The 18,928-nt window shown below is 72.1% G+C and carries 15 protein-coding genes and 1 tRNA gene; 9 read left to right on the top strand and 7 right to left on the bottom strand.

The genetic code is table 11. The features are described 5' to 3' along the window. Window positions 1-27 precede the first annotated feature (27 nt). The gene (locus tag HNR73_RS02595; protein WP_184785566.1) at window positions 28-378 is read right to left on the bottom strand and encodes a VOC family protein; all 351 of its coding nucleotides are present in this window, start codon (window positions 376-378) and stop codon (window positions 28-30) included. Window positions 379-528: 150 nt separating this feature from the next. On the opposite strand from HNR73_RS02595, the gene HNR73_RS02590 reads away from it, so the two are divergent. The 4 genes from HNR73_RS02590 to HNR73_RS02575 all read left to right on the top strand — a co-directional run bounded on the left by HNR73_RS02590 (window position 529) and on the right by HNR73_RS02575 (window position 7,358). Continuing rightward, window positions 529-1,392 carry a sterol desaturase family protein gene (locus HNR73_RS02590; RefSeq protein ID WP_184785565.1) on the top strand — a complete coding sequence of 288 codons (864 nt, stop codon included), beginning with the start codon at window positions 529-531 and terminating at the stop codon, window positions 1,390-1,392. Beyond that, window positions 1,389-2,060: a lysoplasmalogenase gene (locus tag HNR73_RS02585; protein WP_203686075.1), complete on the top strand. Its 672-nt coding sequence runs from the start codon at window positions 1,389-1,391 to the stop codon at window positions 2,058-2,060. The genes HNR73_RS02590 and HNR73_RS02585 overlap by 4 nt, the downstream gene beginning before the upstream one ends. 62 nt (window positions 2,061-2,122) lie before the next feature. Then, window positions 2,123-6,637: an AMP-binding protein gene (locus tag HNR73_RS02580; RefSeq protein WP_184785564.1), complete on the top strand. Its 4,515-nt coding sequence runs from the start codon at window positions 2,123-2,125 to the stop codon at window positions 6,635-6,637. Between the two features lie 43 nt (window positions 6,638-6,680). Next, window positions 6,681-7,358 (top strand): phosphotransferase, encoded by a 678-nt coding sequence (locus tag HNR73_RS02575; RefSeq protein ID WP_184785563.1) that lies wholly within the window; start codon window positions 6,681-6,683, stop codon window positions 7,356-7,358. Here the strand turns inward: HNR73_RS02575 and HNR73_RS02570 are convergent. Continuing rightward, window positions 7,329-8,153 (bottom strand): HAD family hydrolase, encoded by an 825-nt coding sequence (locus HNR73_RS02570; protein ID WP_203686077.1) that lies wholly within the window; start codon window positions 8,151-8,153, stop codon window positions 7,329-7,331. The genes HNR73_RS02575 and HNR73_RS02570 overlap by 30 nt on opposite strands. A gap of 39 nt (window positions 8,154-8,192) precedes the next feature. Here HNR73_RS02570 and HNR73_RS02565 point away from each other — a divergent pair, with 39 nt between their 5' ends. Further along, entirely contained in the window at window positions 8,193-9,737 is a 1,545-nt protein-coding gene (locus HNR73_RS02565) for a gamma-glutamyltransferase family protein (RefSeq protein WP_184785561.1), read from the top strand. Between the two features lie 3 nt (window positions 9,738-9,740). Here HNR73_RS02565 and HNR73_RS02560 read toward each other — a convergent pair whose 3' ends face one another. Further along, on the bottom strand, window positions 9,741-10,229 hold the full coding sequence (locus tag HNR73_RS02560) for a GbsR/MarR family transcriptional regulator (protein ID WP_184785560.1): 489 nt from the start codon (window positions 10,227-10,229) through the stop codon (window positions 9,741-9,743). Window positions 10,230-10,344: 115 nt separating this feature from the next. Between HNR73_RS02560 and HNR73_RS02555 the strand changes: the two genes are divergently transcribed. Then, window positions 10,345-11,250, top strand: a complete 906-nt coding sequence (locus HNR73_RS02555; protein ID WP_184785559.1) for an ABC transporter ATP-binding protein — start codon at window positions 10,345-10,347, stop codon at window positions 11,248-11,250. After that, window positions 11,247-12,845, top strand: a complete 1,599-nt coding sequence (locus HNR73_RS02550; protein ID WP_184785558.1) for an ABC transporter permease — start codon at window positions 11,247-11,249, stop codon at window positions 12,843-12,845. Before HNR73_RS02555 ends, HNR73_RS02550 begins: the two co-directional genes overlap by 4 nt. A gap of 73 nt (window positions 12,846-12,918) precedes the next feature. On the opposite strand, the gene HNR73_RS02545 is transcribed toward HNR73_RS02550, so the two are convergent. Next, window positions 12,919-14,907 carry an ArnT family glycosyltransferase gene (locus HNR73_RS02545; RefSeq protein ID WP_239122083.1) on the bottom strand — a complete coding sequence of 663 codons (1,989 nt, stop codon included), beginning with the start codon at window positions 14,905-14,907 and terminating at the stop codon, window positions 12,919-12,921. Further along, window positions 14,904-16,121 carry a bifunctional glycosyltransferase family 2/GtrA family protein gene (locus HNR73_RS02540; RefSeq protein WP_184785556.1) on the bottom strand — a complete coding sequence of 406 codons (1,218 nt, stop codon included), beginning with the start codon at window positions 16,119-16,121 and terminating at the stop codon, window positions 14,904-14,906. Before HNR73_RS02540 ends, HNR73_RS02545 begins: the two co-directional genes overlap by 4 nt. Before the next feature lie 123 nt (window positions 16,122-16,244). Between HNR73_RS02540 and HNR73_RS02535 the strand changes: the two genes are divergently transcribed. After that, window positions 16,245-16,319 (top strand) — tRNA-Val (locus HNR73_RS02535). Window positions 16,320-16,446: 127 nt separating this feature from the next. On the opposite strand, the gene HNR73_RS02530 is transcribed toward HNR73_RS02535, so the two are convergent. Continuing rightward, entirely contained in the window at window positions 16,447-17,094 is a 648-nt protein-coding gene (locus HNR73_RS02530; RefSeq protein ID WP_184785555.1) for a response regulator, read from the bottom strand. Continuing rightward, window positions 17,091-18,236, bottom strand: a complete 1,146-nt coding sequence (locus HNR73_RS02525) for a sensor histidine kinase (RefSeq protein ID WP_184785554.1) — start codon at window positions 18,234-18,236, stop codon at window positions 17,091-17,093. The genes HNR73_RS02530 and HNR73_RS02525 overlap by 4 nt, the downstream gene beginning before the upstream one ends. Window positions 18,237-18,397: 161 nt before the next feature. On the opposite strand from HNR73_RS02525, the gene HNR73_RS02520 reads away from it, so the two are divergent. Then, complete coding sequence (locus HNR73_RS02520; RefSeq protein ID WP_184785553.1) at window positions 18,398-18,895, top strand: DUF6326 family protein; 498 nt, start codon at window positions 18,398-18,400, stop codon at window positions 18,893-18,895. Window positions 18,896-18,928: the final 33 nt, after the last annotated feature.

Here is an 18,928-nt window from a genome sequence, read left to right as displayed (position 1 = left end):
GACTCCCGGGCGCCACCGCCCCTCCGGCTAGAGCTTCGGCCGGTAGGTGCCGAAGTACCACTCGTTGCCCTCGTGGTCGAGGGCCGCGTAGTCGCGTGAGCCGTAGTCCTGGTCGCTGAGTTCGCGGGTCACGCGCGCGCCGGCCGCGACGGCCCGTGCGTGGTGGGCGTCGGCGTCCTCGACGACGACGTACACCCCCGACGAGTCCTTGTGCCCGCGGCCGAACATGATCACGCCGTCGCCGTAGCGCATCTCGGCGTGCACGATCTCGCCGTTGTACTCGTGGACCGCGTGCTCGGTGAAGCCGAAGGCCTCGGCCAGCCAGGTCAGCGCGGCCCGCTGATCGTCGTAGCCGACGATCGGGCTGATGGTCACCATGTCGTCTCCTCCTCGGGACCGACCCCAGGCCATTGTGACCACGGGGTACGACCCTTCGGCCGCACTCGGCGGAAGCCTTTCGAAAATGCGTGGTTACTTGTTGGTAACGGGGTCTGGTGCGCGGGCCCCGAGCGGCGATAGCCTGCGGGCATGCCTGATCTGCCGGACGTCGTGCTGTGGTCGATCCCGGCGTTCGTGCTGCTCACGATCGTCGAGATCATCTCCTTCCGGATCCATCCCGACGACGACGAGGTCGGCTACGAGCCCAAGGACACCGCGGCCAGCCTCTCCATGGGCCTGGGCAGCGTCTTCTTCGACCTGCTCTGGAAGATCCCGATCGTGGCGATCCTGGCCGGGATCTACGCGCTGACGCCCGCGCGGATCCCGCTCGCCTGGTGGACCTTCCCGCTGATCCTGCTGGCCCAGGACTTCTTCTACTACTGGTCGCACCGGGGACATCACGTCATCCGCGTGCTGTGGGCCTGCCACGTCGTGCACCACTCCAGCCAGAGGTTCAACCTCTCGACCGCGCTGCGCCAGCCGTGGACCTCGCTGACCTCGTGGCTCTTCTACGTGCCGATGGTCCTGGCCGGGGTCTCCCCGGCGGTCATCGCGTTCTGTTCCTCGGTGAACCTGGTCTACCAGTTCTGGATCCACACCGAACGCGTCGACCGGCTCCCGCGGCCCTTCGAGTTCGTCCTCAACACGCCCTCGCACCACCGCGTCCACCACGCCTCCCAGGGCGGGTACCTCGACCGCAACTTCGGCGGGATCCTCATCGTCTGGGACCGGCTGTTCGCGTCCTTCGCGCCCGAGGTCGAGCGGCCCAAGTACGGGCTCACGAAGAACATCGAGACCTACAACCCGCTGCGCGTGGCGACCCACGAGTACGTGTCGATCACCCGCGACGTCATGGGCGCGGCGAACTGGCGCGACCGGCTCGGCTACCTGTTCCGCGGCCCCGGCTGGCGTCCGGCGCAGGCCGCCCCGGAGACCGAACGGACGGCCGCGTGAAGGCCGCGACACCCCGCACGGCGCTGTTCGTCGTGACGGCCGTCCACCTGGCGGCGCTGGCGCTCGACTGGAACCTCGTCGCGACGGTCACCAAGCCGCTGCTCATGCCCCTGCTCGCCGTCTACGCGTGGCTCGCCGCCCGGCCCGCGCGGCCGGGACTCCTCCTCGCCGCGGTGCTGTGCGGCTGGGCCGGGGACGTCTTCCTCCAGTTCGACGCCGAGGCCGCCTTCCTGGCCGGAATGGGCGCCTTCGCCGCCGGGCACGTCTGCTACCAGGTCCTCTTCGCGCGCGGCTGGCGCACGCGCCGGGTCGCGATCGCGGCCGTCCCCTACGCGCTGGTCTGGGCGGGTGTGCTCGCCGCGCTCTGGCCGGGGATCGGCGAGCTGCGGATCCCGGTCGCCTTCTACAGCCTGCTGCTGGCGGCGACGGCCGTGGTCGCGGTCGGGATCAACCGGCGCGCGGCGATCGGCGGCGCGCTGTTCCTGATCTCCGACACGCTCATCGCGACCGGCATCGCCGACCTGCCGCGCCCGCCGGGCGTGGACGTGTGGATCATGGCGACGTACGTGGCCGCGCAGTACCTCCTCGTGACCGGCGCCCTCCAGGCCCGGGAACAGGCGGCCACGCTCGGTGGCGGAGCCCCCGCGGAGCTGAGCCGGGTCGACTGAACCTGGGCGGTCGTGGCGCGGTCGGGTAAGAATGCAGGACCGCCGCACGATCGGATCCGCAGATGAGCAACCCCGCGCCGCCCCCGGCGTTCGTGTACGCCGGACCGGAGTCACTGGTCGGCGACGCCGCCGCCCTCACCGCCGCCCATTCGGAGTTCGCCGAGATCCTCGACCGCTGCGCGGCGGCCTATCGCGAGGTCACCGGCGCCAACCTGCGCGGGCGCCTGGCCTTCCCCGACCCCGACTGGCCCACCGACATCGCCCAGCCCGTGCTGGTCTCGCTGCAACTGGCGATGACGGCCGTGCTCGACACCGCCAAGGTCCGCCCCGGCCACGTCCACGGCCACGGCGTCGGCGAGCTCAGCGCGCTGGTCACGGCGGGTGCGATGGATCTGGAGGACGCCGTACGGCTGGCGGCCTTCCGTGGACGGCTGATGCAGGAGTACGGCGAGCCGGCGGGGGTCTTGGAGGTCCGTGTCGACGCCGCCGGTGCCGACAACCTCATGGCGCATCTTCCCGGCCTGGAGCTCGCCGCGGTCGTGTCGGCCGACGTGCGGGTCCTCGCCGGGCCGGTCGAGGTGGCCGAGGCCGCCGAACGCTGGTGCGAGTCAGCGGGGACGGGGTTCCGGAGGCTGGCGGCGACGCGGGCGTTCCACACGTCGATGGTCGAGCCGGCCCTCGGCGAGCTGGAGCCGATGCTGGCGGCGATCCGCTTCCGCCCGACCCTGCTACCGGTGGTCAGCGGCGTGGACGGGTCGGTGCGGGACGCGGGCTGGCTGCCCGGCGCGGACTATCTGCGCGAACAGGCGCGGCTGCCGATTCGTTTCGATCTCGCGCTCGCCGCGCTGCTCGACGTCGGCGGCGAGACGGTCGTGGAGGTCGGTCCGGGAGGGGTGCGGACGAGCACCGAAGGGCAGGACGAAGCGGGAACCATCATCGCGCAACGGCATGAAAGGGGTCGGTTGCGGCCGAGGTGGCACGGGGAAGGCAATCTGTACTACGCGGGCGCGCCCTTGCGCGAGCCCGCCGACCGGACCACTTCCGAGACACCACCGAGGAACGCCACTGTGACCACGGCAACCGGCACGCCGACCCACACGGACGAACCCGTCACCGTCCGGCTCGACCCTCCGCCGGAAGGGCCCGCGGCTCCCGTCCGGTACGAGCTGATCGAGCGGCACCGGGCGCTGATGGCCGAGCAGAACCGGCTCCTGGCCACCGTCGCGGCCGCCGCCGAGGCGCGGGAGGCGCCGGTCGCGGTGAGTCTGTGGCTGGCGGGGACGTGCGCGGACCTGTACCCGCGTGTCCTGGAGCTGGTCCGTTTCGCCGACGGGCACGGCATGCGCGCGGTCTGGCTGCCCGCTCCGGCGGCTCCGCTGGCCGCGGCGATGGCTCCGGCCACGTCACGGGTGACCCTGAACGGGCTCTACGACGGCGGGAAGGCCTCCCGCGCGGTCGCCGAGTGGTCGGTGGTCGCGTCGGCCTCGGGCGGGCGCACGGCCCTCGGTTTCCCCGCGCGCGACGGGCACGACGTGTACCCGGGCGTCGCGCAGATCCGGCGGCTGTGGAAGAACCCGCCGCCCATGTACGCGGTCCTCGACGGTGACGACGAGGGCCTGCGCCGGGCCGCGAAGCTGGGCCTCGACGTGCTCGCCGACCTGCGCACCCGCTCGGTCGTCGAGCTGGCGCGCGACCTCTCCCGCTACCGTCGCGCCCGTGAGGAGAACGGCCACGACCGCGACGGCGGGCGGGTCGTGGTGGTCGTCGCGCCTCCCGCCGACGTGGCCGAGGCGTCGTCGCTGCTGACGGACCTGCGGGCCGCCGGTGCGCACGAGGTGGCCTGTGTGGTCGAGCTCGATCTCGACCTGACGATGGAGACGCACGTCGTCGCCGAGGCGGTCCTCGCACCCGAGACCGCGCCTGTGCCGGAGCCCGCGCCCCCGGCTCCCGCGCCGGAGCCGGTCGCCGTGACGCCCGACCCGGAACCGGAACCCGAGGCCGTCGCCGAACCCGAACCCGAGCCGGAAGCCGAGCCCGAGGAAGAACCCGAGGCGGAGGAGGAGCCCGAGGAAGAACCCGAGGCGGAGGAGGAGCCCGAACCCGACCCGGTCTCGGCGCCGCTCTCCCCCGCGCAGCGCGCGCTGTGGCCGACCCTCGCCGACCAGCCCGGCCGCTCCCGCGCCGTCCAGCTCGACGGCCCCCTCACCGTGTCCGCCCTGGCCAAGGCCGTGCGGACCGTCGTCGAGCGCCACGACACCCTCCGCACGGTCTTCGCGGAGGTCGACGGCGTCCCGACGCAGACCGTGTGGCCGAGCGTCGCGGTCGAACTCCCCGTCGTGGACCTCGCCGGGTACCACGAGGACACCGCCGTCCGCCACGCCATGGCCACCGCGAACACCACCGCCGGGGGCCCGGCCGCCTCCTTCCAGCTGCTGCGCTTCAGCTACACCAGGCACGTCCTGCTGTGCGGTTTCCACCCGCTGGCCACCGATCCCTGGTCCTACCCGGTCCTGGCCCGCGAGATCTCCGAGGTTTACCGGGCCGCGCTCGCCGACGAGGAACCGAACCTTCCCGAACCCGCGATCGGCTACGCCGAGTACTCCGCCGAACAGGCCGCCGCCGTCACCGATCCCGCTTCGCTGGCCTACTGGTCGGAGCGTTTCGCCGAGCCCGCGCCGCCGCTCGACCTGCCGACGGGCCGCGTCCGGCCCGAGACGCCGTCGACGGCCGCGGCCAGCGTCAGCGCGGACTTCCCCGCGCACCTCGCCGACCGGGTCCGCGCGCTGAGCGCCGACGCGCTGGTCGCCGTCCCGACGACCCTGCTCACGGCCTTCGCGGCCATGCTCTTCCAGCACGGCGGCCGCTCCGACGTGGTCGTCGGCGCCGACATCCCCGGCCGCGACGAACGTTCCGAGCAGCTGTTCGGGCCCTTCTCGCGAGTCATCCCGATGCGGCTCGACCTCTCGGGCGACCCGAGCTTCCGCGAGGTGATCGCCCGCGTGCAGGAGACCACCGCCTCGGCCTACTCCCACTCGGCGGTCCCGCTCGACGAGGTCACCGACGCCGTCACCGCCAAGGGCGGTGTACCGCCCGAGGCCGTGATCGAGTTCGACGGCGGCGTCTTCGACCCGGCCCTGCCGGGCGTGCGCACGACCGTCCTCGACTCGCCCGCCGACCCGCTGACCGGGGACCTGCGCCTGCGCGTCTGGCAGCGCGACGGGCTGCGCTGGTGGCTCGACTATCGCGCCGACCTGTTCGGCGAGGACGTCGCCTACGCCTTCCTCGACTCGCTGCTGGAGCTGCTGACGCTCGCCGTCGAGGATCCCGACGCTCCACTGTCGACGGTCCTCGGGCTCGGCCGCCGCCTCACCCCGGCACTCGTCGGCCCCGCCATGCCCCCCTCGACGGACAGCCTGCACCGCCTCTTCGAACTCCAGGTCGCGGCCACCCCCGACGCGGAGGCCATCGTCTGCGGCGGCGAACGCTGGACCTACCGGCGGCTCCAGGAGCGGGCCGCCGAACTCGCCGAGTTCCTCCAGTCGCACGGGATCGTCGAGGGCGACCTCGTCGCGGTGTGCCTGCCGCGCACGCCCGACCTGATCGCCGCCCAGCTCGGCGCGCTGCGCCTGGGCGCGTCCTTCCTCCCCCTTGAGCCGAGCCGGCCCGAGGAGGAGCTCCGCGGCATGGTCGCCGACGGCTGGGCACGGCTGGTGCTGTCGACGCGCGCGCTGTCGATCGACGTCGCCGAGTCGACCGTGTACGTCGAGGACGCCCGGCCCGGGATCTCGGCGCTGCCCGAGGTCTCGGTCGATCCCGAGCAGACCGCCTACGTCGTCTTCTCCGGCCGGCCCGGGGACGAGCGGCGGCCGGTCGCGGTCCCGCACCGGGCCGTGGTCAACACCGTCCGCTGGGGCATGACGACCCTCGGCCTGGCCTCCGGCGACAACGTCAGCCACCAGCTCGACCTCGACCTCGACGTCAACCTGGCCGAGATCTACCCGGCCCTGATCGCCGGCGCGACCGTCCACATGGTCCCCGGCGACATCGACGAGGACCCGGTCGAGCTGGCCCTGTGGTGGACCGAGCACCACATCACGGTCGCCTGCCTGCCGATGAAACTCGCCGAGAAGGTCTTCGCGCGGCCCCTCCCCGACGGGAACCGGCTGCGCTTCCTCCTCATCGGCGGCGGGCGTGTCCGGAGGCGCCCGGCGATCTCCTTCCCCACGGTGTTCAGCATGTACGGGGTCGCCGAGAACGCGATCGTCACGCTCGTGTCGATCCTGGCGCAGGAAGGCGAGGACTCCCCCGACATCGGTCTCCCCGTCGACAACAACCGCCTCTACATCGTCGACCGTCACGGCGGGCCGGCGCGACCCGGCGTGCCCGGCGAACTGTGGATCGGCGGTGCGGGCGTGGCCCGGGAGTATCCGGGCGATCCCGAGGCGACGCGCGCCGCCTTCATCCCGGACCCCGAGGTACCCGGTGGTCTGCTGTTCCGCACCGGTGATCAGGTGCGCCTGCACGGTGACGGCGACTTGGAGTTCTGCGGTCGGGTGCCACGCTCGAACCAGGCGTGAGCCGGGGTCGGCATCGCGTGCTTCCCCGGGCATTATTGCCGGCGTGGAACTGATCGGAAGAGGCCGCGATGCCGACGTGTACGCCCTCGACGAGCGCCGGGTGCTGCGCCGCTACCGCCAGGGCGGGCCGACGGAGACCGAGGCCCGCCTGATGAACTATCTCGCCGACCACGACTATCCGGTGCCGGCCGTGCACGACGTCGACGGGACCGACATGGTCCTCGACCGCTTGTACGGCCGCACCATGACGGCGATGGGCGCGCGGGCGCCGCATCGGATCACCGCGTTCGCCCGGACGCTGGCCGGTCTGCACAACCGGCTGCACACCATCCCCGCACCGCCCTGGCTGGCGCGCGTCGAGGGCTTCGAGGCCGGAAGCGACGACCGCGTCCTGCACCTCGACCTGCATCCCGACAACGTGATCATGACCGGTGACGGGCCCGTCGTCATCGACTGGTGCACGGCCCGTGCGGGCGAACCGGGCCTTGACGTCGCCTCGGTGATGGTGCTGCTCAGCGCCATGCGGCCGCCGGTGCCGTGGTGGACGCGCGCGCTGATCGCGGCGATGAGGACACCGCTGCTCACGGCCTTCCTGATCGCCGTCGAGCACGAGGCGACCGACGAGCTCGTGCGGGCGGCCATCCAGCGGCGGCTCGACGACCGCAACACCAGCCCGGAGGAAAAGCGGCGGCTACGCGACTGGTCGGAGCGGATCGCCTGACAGCAGCGCCTCCAGCACGACCGCGACACCGTCGTCGGTGCAGGAGAGCGTGCGTTCCGGGACGGCCGCGAGGACGTCGGGGTGGGCGTTGCCCATCGCGTGTGCGCGGCCGGCCCAGGTGAGCATCGGGATGTCGTTGGGCATGTCGCCGAAGGCGACGACCTCGGCGGCGGTCATGCCGCGCGCCTCGGCGAAGGCTGCCAGCGTGCTGGCCTTGGTGACCCCGGCGGCGCTGACCTCCAGGAGGCCCCTCCCGCCGGAGTGGCTCACCACGACGTCGGCGGGTGCGGCCAGGAGGGCGGCGGCGAGCATGTCGTCGACGTCGTCCACGGCGGAGTGGGCCAGGAGCTTCACGATCTGGGCGGCGGTATCCCACACCTCGTCGAGGGTCTCGGTGTGGACGTGGCGGTCGCCGATGCTGTCGACACGGCTGTAACCGGCCTCGGCGACGACCTCGAAACCGGTCTCGACACCGAAACGCGCGTGTGGCAGGACCGCCCCGAGCACCTCCGCGGCCTTGCGGGCGACGGGGACGGAGAGGACGCGGGTGTCGAGGACGTCCCCGGTGCTGAGGTCGACGACCAGGGCGCCGTTGGAGCAGATGGCCACGTCGCAGTACGCGACGAGGTCGGCGATCTCGCGGATCGCGCGAGGCGGCCTGGCCGTCACGGCGACCAGGGTCATCCCGGCGGCGCGGGCGGCGGTCAGTGCCGCGCGGGTGCGCGGGGAGATCGTGTGGTCGGGGAGGATGAGGGTGCCGTCGAGGTCGGTGGCCATCAGGCGGGGCAAGGTCACCGGTCGATTATGGCGAATGATCTCGGTAGGGTGGCGGGCGTGACCGGCACCCAGCACGCTCCCCATGGAATGGTCTGCTCGGCCGACCGGCTGGCCTCCTCGGCCGGCGTCGCGGCCATGCGCGCGGGCGGCTCGGCCGTCGACGCGGCGATCGCGACCAACGCCGTCCTGGCCGTGACGGCCCCTCACCTCTGCGGCCTGGGCGGGGACCTCTTCGCCTTGGTCCACCACGGCGACGGGCCGCCGGCCGCGCTGAACTCATCGGGACGGGCCGGTTCGGGCGCCGATCCCGAACGCCTGCGAGCCGAGGGACACACCTCGATGCCGCTGTTCGGCGACATCCGCGCGGTCACCGTCCCCGGCTGCGTCGACGGGTGGGCGGCGCTGCACGGGCGCTACGGGAAGCTGCCGCTCGACGAGCTGTTCGCCACGGCCATCGGTTACGCCGAGGACGGTTTCCCGGCCTCGCCGCTGCTGGTCGGCGCCGTCGAGCGGGTGGCCGCCAACCCGCACGCACGCGACCTGATCGCCGCCACCGCGCCGGGTGCGACGGTACGGCGCCCGGGGGTCGGGCGCACCCTGCGCGCGATCGCCGCGGGCGGGCGTGAGGCCTTCTACGGCGGCGAGTTCGGGGAAGGGCTGATCGCGCTGGGCGGCGGCGAGTACGTCGCCGAAGACCTGGCGCGAGGGTTCGCCGACTGGGTGGACCCGCTGCGGGTGCGGGCGCTCGGACACGACGTGTGGACGATCGGCGCGAGCTCGCAGGGCTACCTGCTGTTGCTGGCGCTGGCCGTCGCCGACGGGCTGCCCCTGCCCGCCGACCCCGACAGCGCCGCTTGGGCGCATCTGCTGATCGAGTCGGCGCGCGTCGCCGGGTACGACCGGCCGGAGGTGCTGCACGAGAACGCCGACCTGGCCTCGCTGCTGGACCCGGCGTCGGTGTCGGCCCGGCGGGACGCGATCGACCCGGACCGCCGCCTCGACGTCCGCGACCTCACCGGTGACGGCGACACGACCTACCTCTGCGCCGTCGACGCCGACGGCATGGGCGTTTCGCTCATCCAGTCGAACGCCTCGGGCTTCGGTTCCGGGCTGTTCGAGCCCGCCACCGGCATCGGCCTGCACAACCGCGGGCTCGGCTTCAACCTCGCCGACGGTCACGCCGCCGAGTACCGGCCCGGGCGCCGGCCGCCGCACACTCTCGCCCCCGCGCTCGTCACCCGTCCCGACGGTTCGCTGCGGGCGGTGACCGGCACGATGGGCGGCGACACGCAACCGCAGATCCTGCTCCAGCTGCTCACGCGGGTCCTGCGCGACGGGCAGTCGGCGGGCACCGCGATGGACGCCCCACGCTGGCGGGTCGGCAACGTCACCGGTTTCGACACCTGGGCCGACGCCGACGCGCCGATCGAGCTGGAGGAGGCCGCGCCCGCGTCGTGGGACGCCCTCACCGAACGCGGGCACCGCGTGGCGCGCACGGCGGCGACCTACGGGCACGCGCAGCTGATCGAGATCACGGGCGAGGGCATGCGCGCGGGTGCGAGCGATCCGCGCGCGGTCGTGGGCGGCGCGGTCGGGTACTAGACCTCAGCCCTTCCGCCGCATCCGGTCGACCTCGTCCAGCATCCGGGGAAGCAGCATGTGCATCAGGGAGAAGGTCTCGGCGGCACCGGCCAGGCGGCGGCCCGCGGGCGTGCCGTCGCCGAGGACGTCGGAACCCTCCCGCATCTTGTCGCCCCAGAGCTTGAGGATGTCGTCGCGCCTGCGCAGCATCGAGGCGAACGGGTCCTCGAAGAGCCGGAACACGTCCCGGCGCGAGCCCGGTTCGCGGTCCCTGCGGATCATGTCGGTCTGGGTCAGGTAGCGCACGGCACCGGAGATGGCCGCCGGGCTGGCCTGGAGCGCCTCGGCGAGTTCGGCGGCGGTCATGCCGTCGGCGTCGGTGGTCAGCAGCGCGCACATCACGCGGGCGGGCATGCGGGCCATCCCCGCCACGACGAACTGGGAGGCGAGGCTCTCCCGGAACTCCGCGGCCCTGTTCGCCCGCTCACCGGGCGTCGGTGTCGTTTCTGGCATTTTCGCCCCCTCGTCTCCGCAAACCCTGGCAAGGTTAACCGTCGCGATGATCTTGACGGGATATTGACGCGTCACAACTTTCATGAATTTGTGAAACTAGTGTAGCGTCGATGGCATGGATACAGCCATTTCCGTATCAGGAGTGCACAAGCACTTCGGCCGCACACACGCCCTCGACGGCCTCGACCTCTCGGTCGCGACCGGAGAGGTCCACGGCTTCCTCGGCCCGAACGGGGCCGGGAAGTCGACCACCATCCGCGTCCTGCTCGGCCTGCTGCGCGCCGACTCCGGCACGGCCACCCTGCTCGGCGGCGATCCATGGCGTGACGCCACGACCCTGCACCGGCGGCTCGCGTACGTGTCCGGCGACGTCACCCTGTGGCCCGGCCTGTCCGGCGGGGAGATCATCGACCTCCTCGGCCGCCTGCGCGGCGGACTCAACAAGGCCCGCCGCGACGAGCTCATCGAACGCTTCGAGCTCGACCCCCGCAAGAAGGCCCGCACCTACTCCAAGGGCAACCGGCAGAAGGTCGGCCTCATCGCCGCCCTCGCCTCCGACGTCGAACTCCTCCTGCTCGACGAGCCGACCTCGGGCCTCGATCCGCTCATGGAGGCGATCTTCCAGGACTGCATCAAGGAGGAGAAGGAAGGCGGCCGGACGGTCCTGCTGTCCAGCCACATCCTCGCCGAGGTCGAGTCCCTGTGCGACCGGGTGAGCATCATCCGCAACGGCAGGACCGTCGAGACGGGCACGCTGTCCGACCTGCGGCACCTGACGCGCACCTCCATCGCGGCCGAGCTCGCCGTGCGGCCCACCGGCCTGGACGCCCTGTCGGGTGTGCACGACCTCGTCGTCGACGGGCACAACGTCAAGTTCGAGGTCGACACGCACGAGCTCGACGCCGCGCTCAAGGCCGTCACGTCCTTCGGCGTGCGCAGCCTCACCAGCCAGCCGCCGACCCTCGAAGAGCTGTTCCTGCGGCACTACGAGGACGAGCTCAACGGGGGGCGGACGGCATGACCGCTCTGGCGGGCACCGGCTCCCTGATCCGGCTCGCGCTGCGTCGCGACCGCTGGCTGCTGCCGATCTGGCTGGTGCTCTTCATCGTCATCGTGCAGTCCTCGGCCTCGGCCTGGGGGGCGCTGTACGACACGCCGGAGGAGCGGGCGTCGATCATCTCGCAGATCGGCACCAACCCGACCTTCAAGGCCATCTACGGGATCAACTACGGCGACACCGCCGACGCGCTGTTCGCCTGGCGTTACGGTGCCACGATCGGCGTGTTCGTCGCGCTGATGAGCCTGCTGATCGTCACCCGGCACACCCGCGCCGAAGAGGAGAGCGGCCGCCTCGAACTGGTCAGCGCCGGCGTCGTCGGGCGGCTCGCACCGCTCACGTCGAGCCTGATCGTCGTCTTCGGCGCCAACCTTCTCCTCGCGGCGGCGGTGACCGGGATCCTCACCGGCGCCGGTTTCGAGACCACGGGCTCGCTCGCCTTCGCCCTCGGTCTGGCCCTGTCCGGCATCCTCTTCGCGACCATCGCCGGGCTCACCGCTCAGATCACCGAGTCGGCGCGCTTCGCCAACGCCCTGGCGGGAATCGTGCTGGGCGCGACCTACCTCCTGCGGGCACTGGGCGACACCTCCGAGGGCCTCGGCTGGCTGTCCTGGCTCTCCCCCACCGGCTGGGCCGCGCGGCTCAAGCCTTACGCGGGCGAGCAGTGGTGGGTCGCCGGCCTGTTCCTCGGCGTGGCGCTCGTGGTCGGCGTGGTCGCCTACGTCCTCAACCTCCGCCGCGACTTCGGCGCCGGACTCGTCGCACCCCGCCCGGGACCGGCCCGCGGCGCCGCGAGCCTGGGCACACCGCTCGCCCTGGCATGGCGGCTGCAACGCGGTCTGCTCTACGGCTGGATCGGGGGTTTCGTCTTCCTCGGCGCGATCTTCGGCGGCGTCGCCAACGGGGTCGACGACATCTTCGGGGCCAACCCGGAAATGGAGGAGATCGTCCGCAAGCTCGGCCAGGGCACCCTCGTCGAGGTCTACATGGACCTGGTCATGGGCATGGTCGCGCTGATCGTCTCGGTCTACTCGATCCAGGCGGCGCTGCGGCTGCGCTCCGAGGAGACCGGGCTGCTCGCCGAACCGGTCCTGGCCACCGCGGTCGGGCGCGTCAGATGGGCCGTGAGCCACCTGGTCTTCGCCGTCCTCGGCCCGGCGCTCCTGCTGCTGGTCGGCGGTACGGTGATGGGCCTGATCTACGGGCTCGCCATCGACGACGTCGGCGGACAGGTCGGCACGAGCGTGCGAAGCTCCCTGGTGCAGCTGCCGGCGGTGTGGGTCCTGACCGGTTTCGCGTTGCTGCTCTTCGGTTTCCTGCCGCGGCTGATCGCGGCGGCCTGGGCGGCCCTGGTGGTGTTCGTGCTGCTCGGTCAGCTCGGGCCGATCCTGGAGCTCTCGCAGGGCGCGATGGACGTCTCACCCTTCACCCACATCCCGAAGACCGGCGGCGAGGCGTTCACGGCGACCCCGCTCATCTGGCTCGTCGGCATCGCCGCGGTGTTGTGCGCGGCGGGACTCTACGGGTTCCGCAGGCGCGACCTCGCCACGGCCGGATAGGAACCCTCCGGCGGGCGTGTCGGCCCGCCGGAGACCAGCGGCTCACCGGAGTTTCCGCCGGTGAGCCGCCTCCTCATGCCGTGAGGTCGTAGACGGTGACCCCGTCGACGGTGACGGCCGCGTAGTTCGCGGCGACCCAGTCGGCGATCTGGCCGGTCGTGCTCTCGCCGGAACCGCCGCCCATCCCACCGCCGCCCGCGATGAAGTAGTGCACGCGACCGTCGGCGACGTACCGCTGGAACTGCGCCAGGGTCGGCGCCGGATCGCTGCCGTTGAAACCGCCCAGCGCCATGACCGGCTCACGCGAGGCCAGCTGGTAACCGGCGGCGTTCTGGGAACCGACGGTCGCGGCGGCCCAGTCGTAGGAGCCCGCGTCGGCCTGGAGAAGGGCGACGAGTTCGTCGCTCGCGGCGGTGCCGTTGAGCAGGCCGTTCATGCCTCCGGGACGGCCGCCTCCGTTGGTGCCGGTGTTGCCCGGTGACCCGCCCGCGGGTGGACCGCCGTCGCCGCCTCCCCGGGCGCCCATGGGATTGCCGCCGTTGCCGTTGCCACCACCGGGAGGCGCGCCGCCGGGATTCCCGCCCCGGTTGCCTCCGGGACCGCCACCGGGCATGCCGCCTCCACCGGTGCTCGGCCCGGCGGTGACGATCGAGCCGGTGTGCGCGGTCGCGATGGTGTCGACGGTGTACGCGGCCGGTCCGGCCAGCGCCACGACGACGGCGAGGATCGCGGTCGCGCGGGTGACCGTCGCGGGCAGGCGTCCGCGCGGCAGGAAACCGACGGCGGCGACGGCTCCCCCGGCGAGGACGGCCCAGCGCAGCCACGGCAGGAAGTCGGCCGAGCGCGTGAGGAGCACGAAGGACCAGCCCGCGGTCACCGCGGTGGTGACGGCGAGGAGGACGGCGCCGATGATGTGCCGCCGGACGCGCCACAGCCGGTACGCCCCCATGCCGGTGAGCGCGGCGATCGCGGGCGCGAGGGCGACGGTGTAGTACGCGTGGAAAATCCCGGCCATGAGGCTGAAGGTGAGACCGGTCGAGACCAGCCAGGAGCCCCACACGAGGTAGGCGGCACGGGCCGGGTCGGTGCGGGCGGCCTTCCGGCCCAGCCAGAGCCCGGCGGCGAGCGCGATGAGCGCGGCCGGGATGAGCCAGGCGATCTGGCCGCCGATCTCGGCGTCGAAGAGACGGCCGATCCCGGTCTCGCCCCAGCCTCCGCCGCCGCCGACGCTGCCGGTCTCCTCGCCGTTGATGCGGCCGAGTCCGTTGTAGCCGAAGGTGAGTTCGAGGAAGCTGTTGCTCTGGGAGCCGCCGATGTAGGGCCGGGCGGAGGCCGGCACGAGCTCGACGATCGCGACCCACCAGCCGCCGGTGACGAGCATGGTGAGCCCGGCCAGGGCGAGTTGCCCGAGTCGCCGGCGCAGGCGCGTCGGGGCGACGATGAGGTAGATGATCGCGAAGCCGGGGAGGATCAGGAAGGCCTGGAGCGTCTTAGTGAGGAAGGCGAGCCCGAAGCAGGCGCCGGCCAGGACGAGCCAGGCGGTGCCGGCGCGTTCGACCGCGCGCAGCACGGCGTAGGCGGCGACGGTCAGCAGCAGGACGAGCAGCGCGTCGGGATTGTTGAAGCGGAACATCAGCGCCGCCACCGGTGTGAGCGCCATGGCCGCGCCCGCGATGAGGGCGGCGGCGGACGTGGAGCGTCGTCGTACGGCCGCGTGGACGACGCCGACGGTCGCGACGCCCATGAGCGCCTGGGGGACGAGGATGCTCCACGAGCTGAGCCCGAAGGCGCGGACCGACAGGGCCATGACCCACAGGGACGCGGGCGGCTTGTCGACGGTGATGAGGCCGGCGGCGTCGGAGGAGCCGTAGAAGAAGGCCTGCCAGCTCTCCGAACCGGCCTGGACGGCCGCGGAGTAGAAGGAGTTCGCCCAGCCGCTCGCGCTCAGGCCCCAGATGTAGGCGACGGCGGTGGCCAGCAGGAGCACGGCGAGCGCGGGACGCTCCCAGTTCCTTGTCGTGCGCCGGACCTCGACGGGTGCCGGCCCCTCCTGGGTGATCACGTGGTCTTCCTTTCCGGAGCGAAGATCCACGACCGGAAGAGCAGGAAGCGGACCAGGGTCGCGGCGAGGTTCGCGGCGACGAGTGCGGCGACCTGGACGGCGTGCCCGGCTCCGGGTACGGCGAGGTCGAGGACGGTGAGGGTCGCGGTGGTCAGGGCGAGGCCGATGAGGAACACGGCGAGGCCCTGGGCCTGGTGTCTGGCGGCGCCGGTGCGGCCGCGGACGCCGAAGGTGATTCGCCGGTTGAGGGCGGTGTTGGCGACCGCGGACAGCAGCAGCGCCACGAAGTTCGCGGCGAGCGCCGGCAGCAGGACGCGCAGGCCCAGGTAGACGCCGAGGTAAAAGGCGGTGGAGAGGACCCCGACGACGCAGAAGCCGGCGAGCTGTCGCGCGAGTCCGCGCGGGACGCCGGGCATGTCGGCGCGGCGGAGTTCGCCCGGCCGGAGACGCCCGGTCGCGAGGGCGACGCCGACGCGGGCGATGCCTTTGAGGTCGGTGACGGCCGTGGCGACGACGTCGACGGTGGATGCGGGGTCGTCGGTCCAGTCGACGGGGACCTCGTGGATGCGCAGGCCCGCGCGTTCGGCGATGACGAGGAGTTCGGTGTCGAAGAACCAGCCGTGGTCGCGGACCATCGGGAGGAGTCGCGCGGCGACGTCGGCGCGGATCGCCTTGAAGCCGCATTGGGCGTCGCTGAAGCGGACGGCGAGGGTGCCGCGCAGGATGAGGTTGTAGGCGCGGGAGATGAGCTCGCGACGCGGTCCGCGCACGACCCGCGCCCCACGGGCCAGTCGTGTGCCGATGGCGATGTCGGAGTGGCCGGAGATCAGTGGGGCGACGAGCGGGAGGAGCGCGGAGAGGTCGGTGGAGAGGTCGACGTCCATGTAGGCCAGGACGGGTGCGGGAGACCCCAGCCACGTCGACCGCAGCGCACGGCCGCGGCCTTTCAGGTCGAGACGGACGGCGTGGACCTCGTCGATCGCCGAGGCGAGCCGGTCGGCGATCACGCCGGTCCGGTCGGTGCTGGCGTTGTCGGCGATGGTGATGCGGTACGCGTAAGGGAAGTGGGCGGCAAGGTGTGCCCGCAGCCGCCGCACGCAACGTTCGAGATCACGTTCCTCGTTGTAGACGGGGACGACGACGTCCAGGACCGGGTCGCCCGGCGCCCCGCCCACCGCGAACGCCCTCCGCTCGGGGAGCACTTCAGTAGCCATGCACCGAAGTTGTCGCGTCCACCTCGACGCACCCTCGACGTGACCTCAGGCCCACCTGGGACCGGCCGCGGGGGTATCGGGATGACCGCGCCGCGAGGCATCCGGTACAGTGATGCAGCGCCAGCGCGATTAGCTCAGCGGGAGAGCACTTCGTTCACACCGAAGGGGTCACTGGTTCGATCCCAGTATCGCGCACCAAGAAGCAGCAGGTCAGGGGCCGGTTTCCCAGTTCGGGGAACCGGCCTTTCGATCATTCGGCCGCAGACCCGGTCCCTTGAGTCCCGTCGAGGGAGGTTCGTCTCGAACGGCGGGAGGCGGTGGGGCGTCAGACGCGGCCGGTCTCGTGGGCCCACATGGCGACCTCGACGCGGTTGCGGGCGCCGAGCTTTCGCATGAGGCTGGCGAGGTGGGCCTTGACGGTGCTCGGGGTGATGTAGAGCTCGCGGGCGATCTCGCTGTTGGTACGGCCTTGGGCCACCGGCACGAGGACCTCCTCCTCGCGGGCGGTGAGCGGTTCTGTCGGCTGCCTCGGTGGTGAGGTCCGCGTGTCCGCGAACGTCGCGAGCAGGCGGACGGCAACGCTGGGCGCGATCAGTGCGTTTCCGGCGGCGGCGGCGTGGATGGCCTGGGTCAACAGTGCCGGACCGGCGTCCTTGAGCAGGAATCCGCGGGCGCCGGCTTTGAGCGCACCGTAGACGTTCTCGTCGAGGTCGAAGGTGGTGATGACCACGATCGGCAGGGGGTCGGCGACGTCGGGCCCGGCGAGGCGCCGGGTGGCTTCGATGCCGTCCATCAGCGGCATTCGGATGTCGAACAGGCCGACGTCGGGGCGCAACTGGAGCGCAAGGCGGACCGCCTCGCGCCCGTCGGCGGCCGCACCGACCACCTCGATGTCGGGCTGGGCGTCCAGCAGCATCGTCAGCCCGGTGCGCACGATGAGTTGATCGTCGGCGATGAGGACCCTGATGCTCATCGCGGTGTCCCGGTCCGGGGCAGGACGGCCTCCACCCGCCAGCCCCGCTCGGCGGCGGGGCCCGCGTGGAAGGTCCCGCCGAGCAGTGAGACGCGTTCCCGCATGCCGACCAGGCCGTAGCCTGCCGGGGCGCGGCCGCCGGTGGCGGAGCCGTCGTCGTCGATGGTCAGCCGTACCCCGTCGGCGTCGCCTGTGACGGCGACGGTGACCTGGGTCGCGTGGCGGGCATGCCGTCGGGCGTTGGTGATGGACTCCTGGGCCAAGCGGTAGACCGCGGCCCCGACGGCCGGGCTGAGGCCGTCGAACTCGCCGGACAGCGTCACGTCGACGCAGGGACGCGTCCGGCCATCGGTGGCGAGCCGCTCGACCTCGGCCACGCCGGGCTGCGGCGCGAAACCGGTGTCCTGAGAGGCCCGGAGCACTCCGACGATGGCGCGCAGCTCGGTGAGGGTGCGGGTCGCCGCGTCCTCGATGACGGCCAGGGCCTCGATGGCCCGCTCGGGGTGGGAGGCCGCGACGGCACGTCCCGCTTGGGCCTGGATGGCGATGCCCGAGACGTGATGGGCGACGGTGTCGTGGAGTTCACGGGCGAGCAGTTCGCGTTCGCGGGTCCTGGCCTGGTCGAGGTCGCGGACGCGGACCTTCGTGCGGTAGCGGATCGCGGCGCCGAGCGTGGCGGCGAACAGGAAGAACGCGTATCCGGCGATCGTCTCCACCACGCTGCTCGATTCGGCGAGGCAGGTGATAGCCAGCCAGAGCAGGATGAGGCCGAGGCCGCTCGCGGCCTCCCGGCCGGAGCCCCACCGGAACAGGGCGTAGGTGATGACCAGGGTGGCCGAGACACTGGATGGCAGAACGCCTCGCCATTCGCTGAGGACTCGGACGATGTCGGCCACCGTCACCGTGCCGAAAGCCACCACGGTCACCATGAGCGGGTGTGTACGTCGCCATGGCAAGGGAACGACGACCGCGAGCGCGGCGATGAGCAGCAGCGGGAGAGGCGCCATGTCGTCGCGGAGCACCGCTTCCAGCACGGACCCGCAGATCAGTACCGCGACCAGAGCCCAGTCACGCGGCCGCCGGTCCGGGGCGTTCGCGGGGCGAGGTTCGGCCCACAGCGAGCGGAGTGCGTTGGTGGCCATCTGGTCAGCGTAGGCAGCCCGCGCGCTCGGTGTATCCGCCCAAAGTACAAGAGCCCGGCTGTGCCAAAGGCCAAGTCGAATCGGTCTCCGGGGCCAATGTGCCCGCCGCCGGCATCCGTGAAGGTGGAGGCACCCACCCGGACAAGCCAAGGAGCATCGTGATGACAACGCCTCGATCCCGGGCCGCACTGGAAGACCTGCGCGTGCCCGTGAAGGCAAGGCTCGCGGCAGCATGGACCAGCTTCATGTTCCTCTACATCTACGTCGACTACCTCGCCCTGTACAAGCCCGGCTTCCTCGACGAGCTGCTGGCCGGCACCGTCCACGAGTTCGACACCGGACCGGCCTTCGTCGCCATGGCGCTCACGCTCATGGCCGTCCCGATTCTCATGATCCTGCTCTCGGTGACGCTGTCCGCCCGTGTCAACCGCATCGTCAACCTCGTCGTCGCGACGCTGTACGTTCCCGTCACGGTCTACAACGCGGCAGGGGAGGCATGGACCTACTCCTACTTCTACGGCCTCTCCATCGGACTTGAGGTGCTGCTCCTGGCCTTCATCCTGCGCTCCGCCTGGACCTGGCCACGGCGCACCGCGTCACCGGCGACCCCGGCCGCCGGCCTCGACAGCGAGCCAATCCGCACGCCGACGGGGGCGTGACCGCCCGCCCTGCCCGGCCGTCCTTCGCTCGCG

The organism is Phytomonospora endophytica (assembly GCF_014202425.1).
Taxonomy (GTDB): domain Bacteria; phylum Actinomycetota; class Actinomycetes; order Mycobacteriales; family Micromonosporaceae; genus Phytomonospora; species Phytomonospora endophytica.
The sequence above is the reverse complement of the archived record's forward strand: the minus strand, read 5'-3'. Positions and strand labels throughout refer to the sequence as shown.

Coding starts and splice junctions, on each gene's coding strand:
- HNR73_RS02580 (WP_184785564.1), top strand. CDS start 2,123: ATGAGCAACCCCGCGCCGCCCCCGGCGTTCGTGTACGCCGGACCGGAG.
- HNR73_RS02530 (WP_184785555.1), bottom strand. CDS start 17,094: ATGAGCATCAGGGTCCTCATCGCCGACGATCAACTCATCGTGCGCACC.
- HNR73_RS02550 (WP_184785558.1), top strand. CDS start 11,247: ATGACCGCTCTGGCGGGCACCGGCTCCCTGATCCGGCTCGCGCTGCGT.
- HNR73_RS02540 (WP_184785556.1), bottom strand. CDS start 16,121: ATGGCTACTGAAGTGCTCCCCGAGCGGAGGGCGTTCGCGGTGGGCGGG.
- HNR73_RS02595 (WP_184785566.1), bottom strand. CDS start 378: ATGGTGACCATCAGCCCGATCGTCGGCTACGACGATCAGCGGGCCGCG.
- HNR73_RS02560 (WP_184785560.1), bottom strand. CDS start 10,229: ATGCCAGAAACGACACCGACGCCCGGTGAGCGGGCGAACAGGGCCGCG.
- HNR73_RS02520 (WP_184785553.1), top strand. CDS start 18,398: ATGACAACGCCTCGATCCCGGGCCGCACTGGAAGACCTGCGCGTGCCC.
- HNR73_RS02525 (WP_184785554.1), bottom strand. CDS start 18,236: ATGGCCACCAACGCACTCCGCTCGCTGTGGGCCGAACCTCGCCCCGCG.
- HNR73_RS02590 (WP_184785565.1), top strand. CDS start 529: ATGCCTGATCTGCCGGACGTCGTGCTGTGGTCGATCCCGGCGTTCGTG.
- HNR73_RS02555 (WP_184785559.1), top strand. CDS start 10,345: ATGGATACAGCCATTTCCGTATCAGGAGTGCACAAGCACTTCGGCCGC.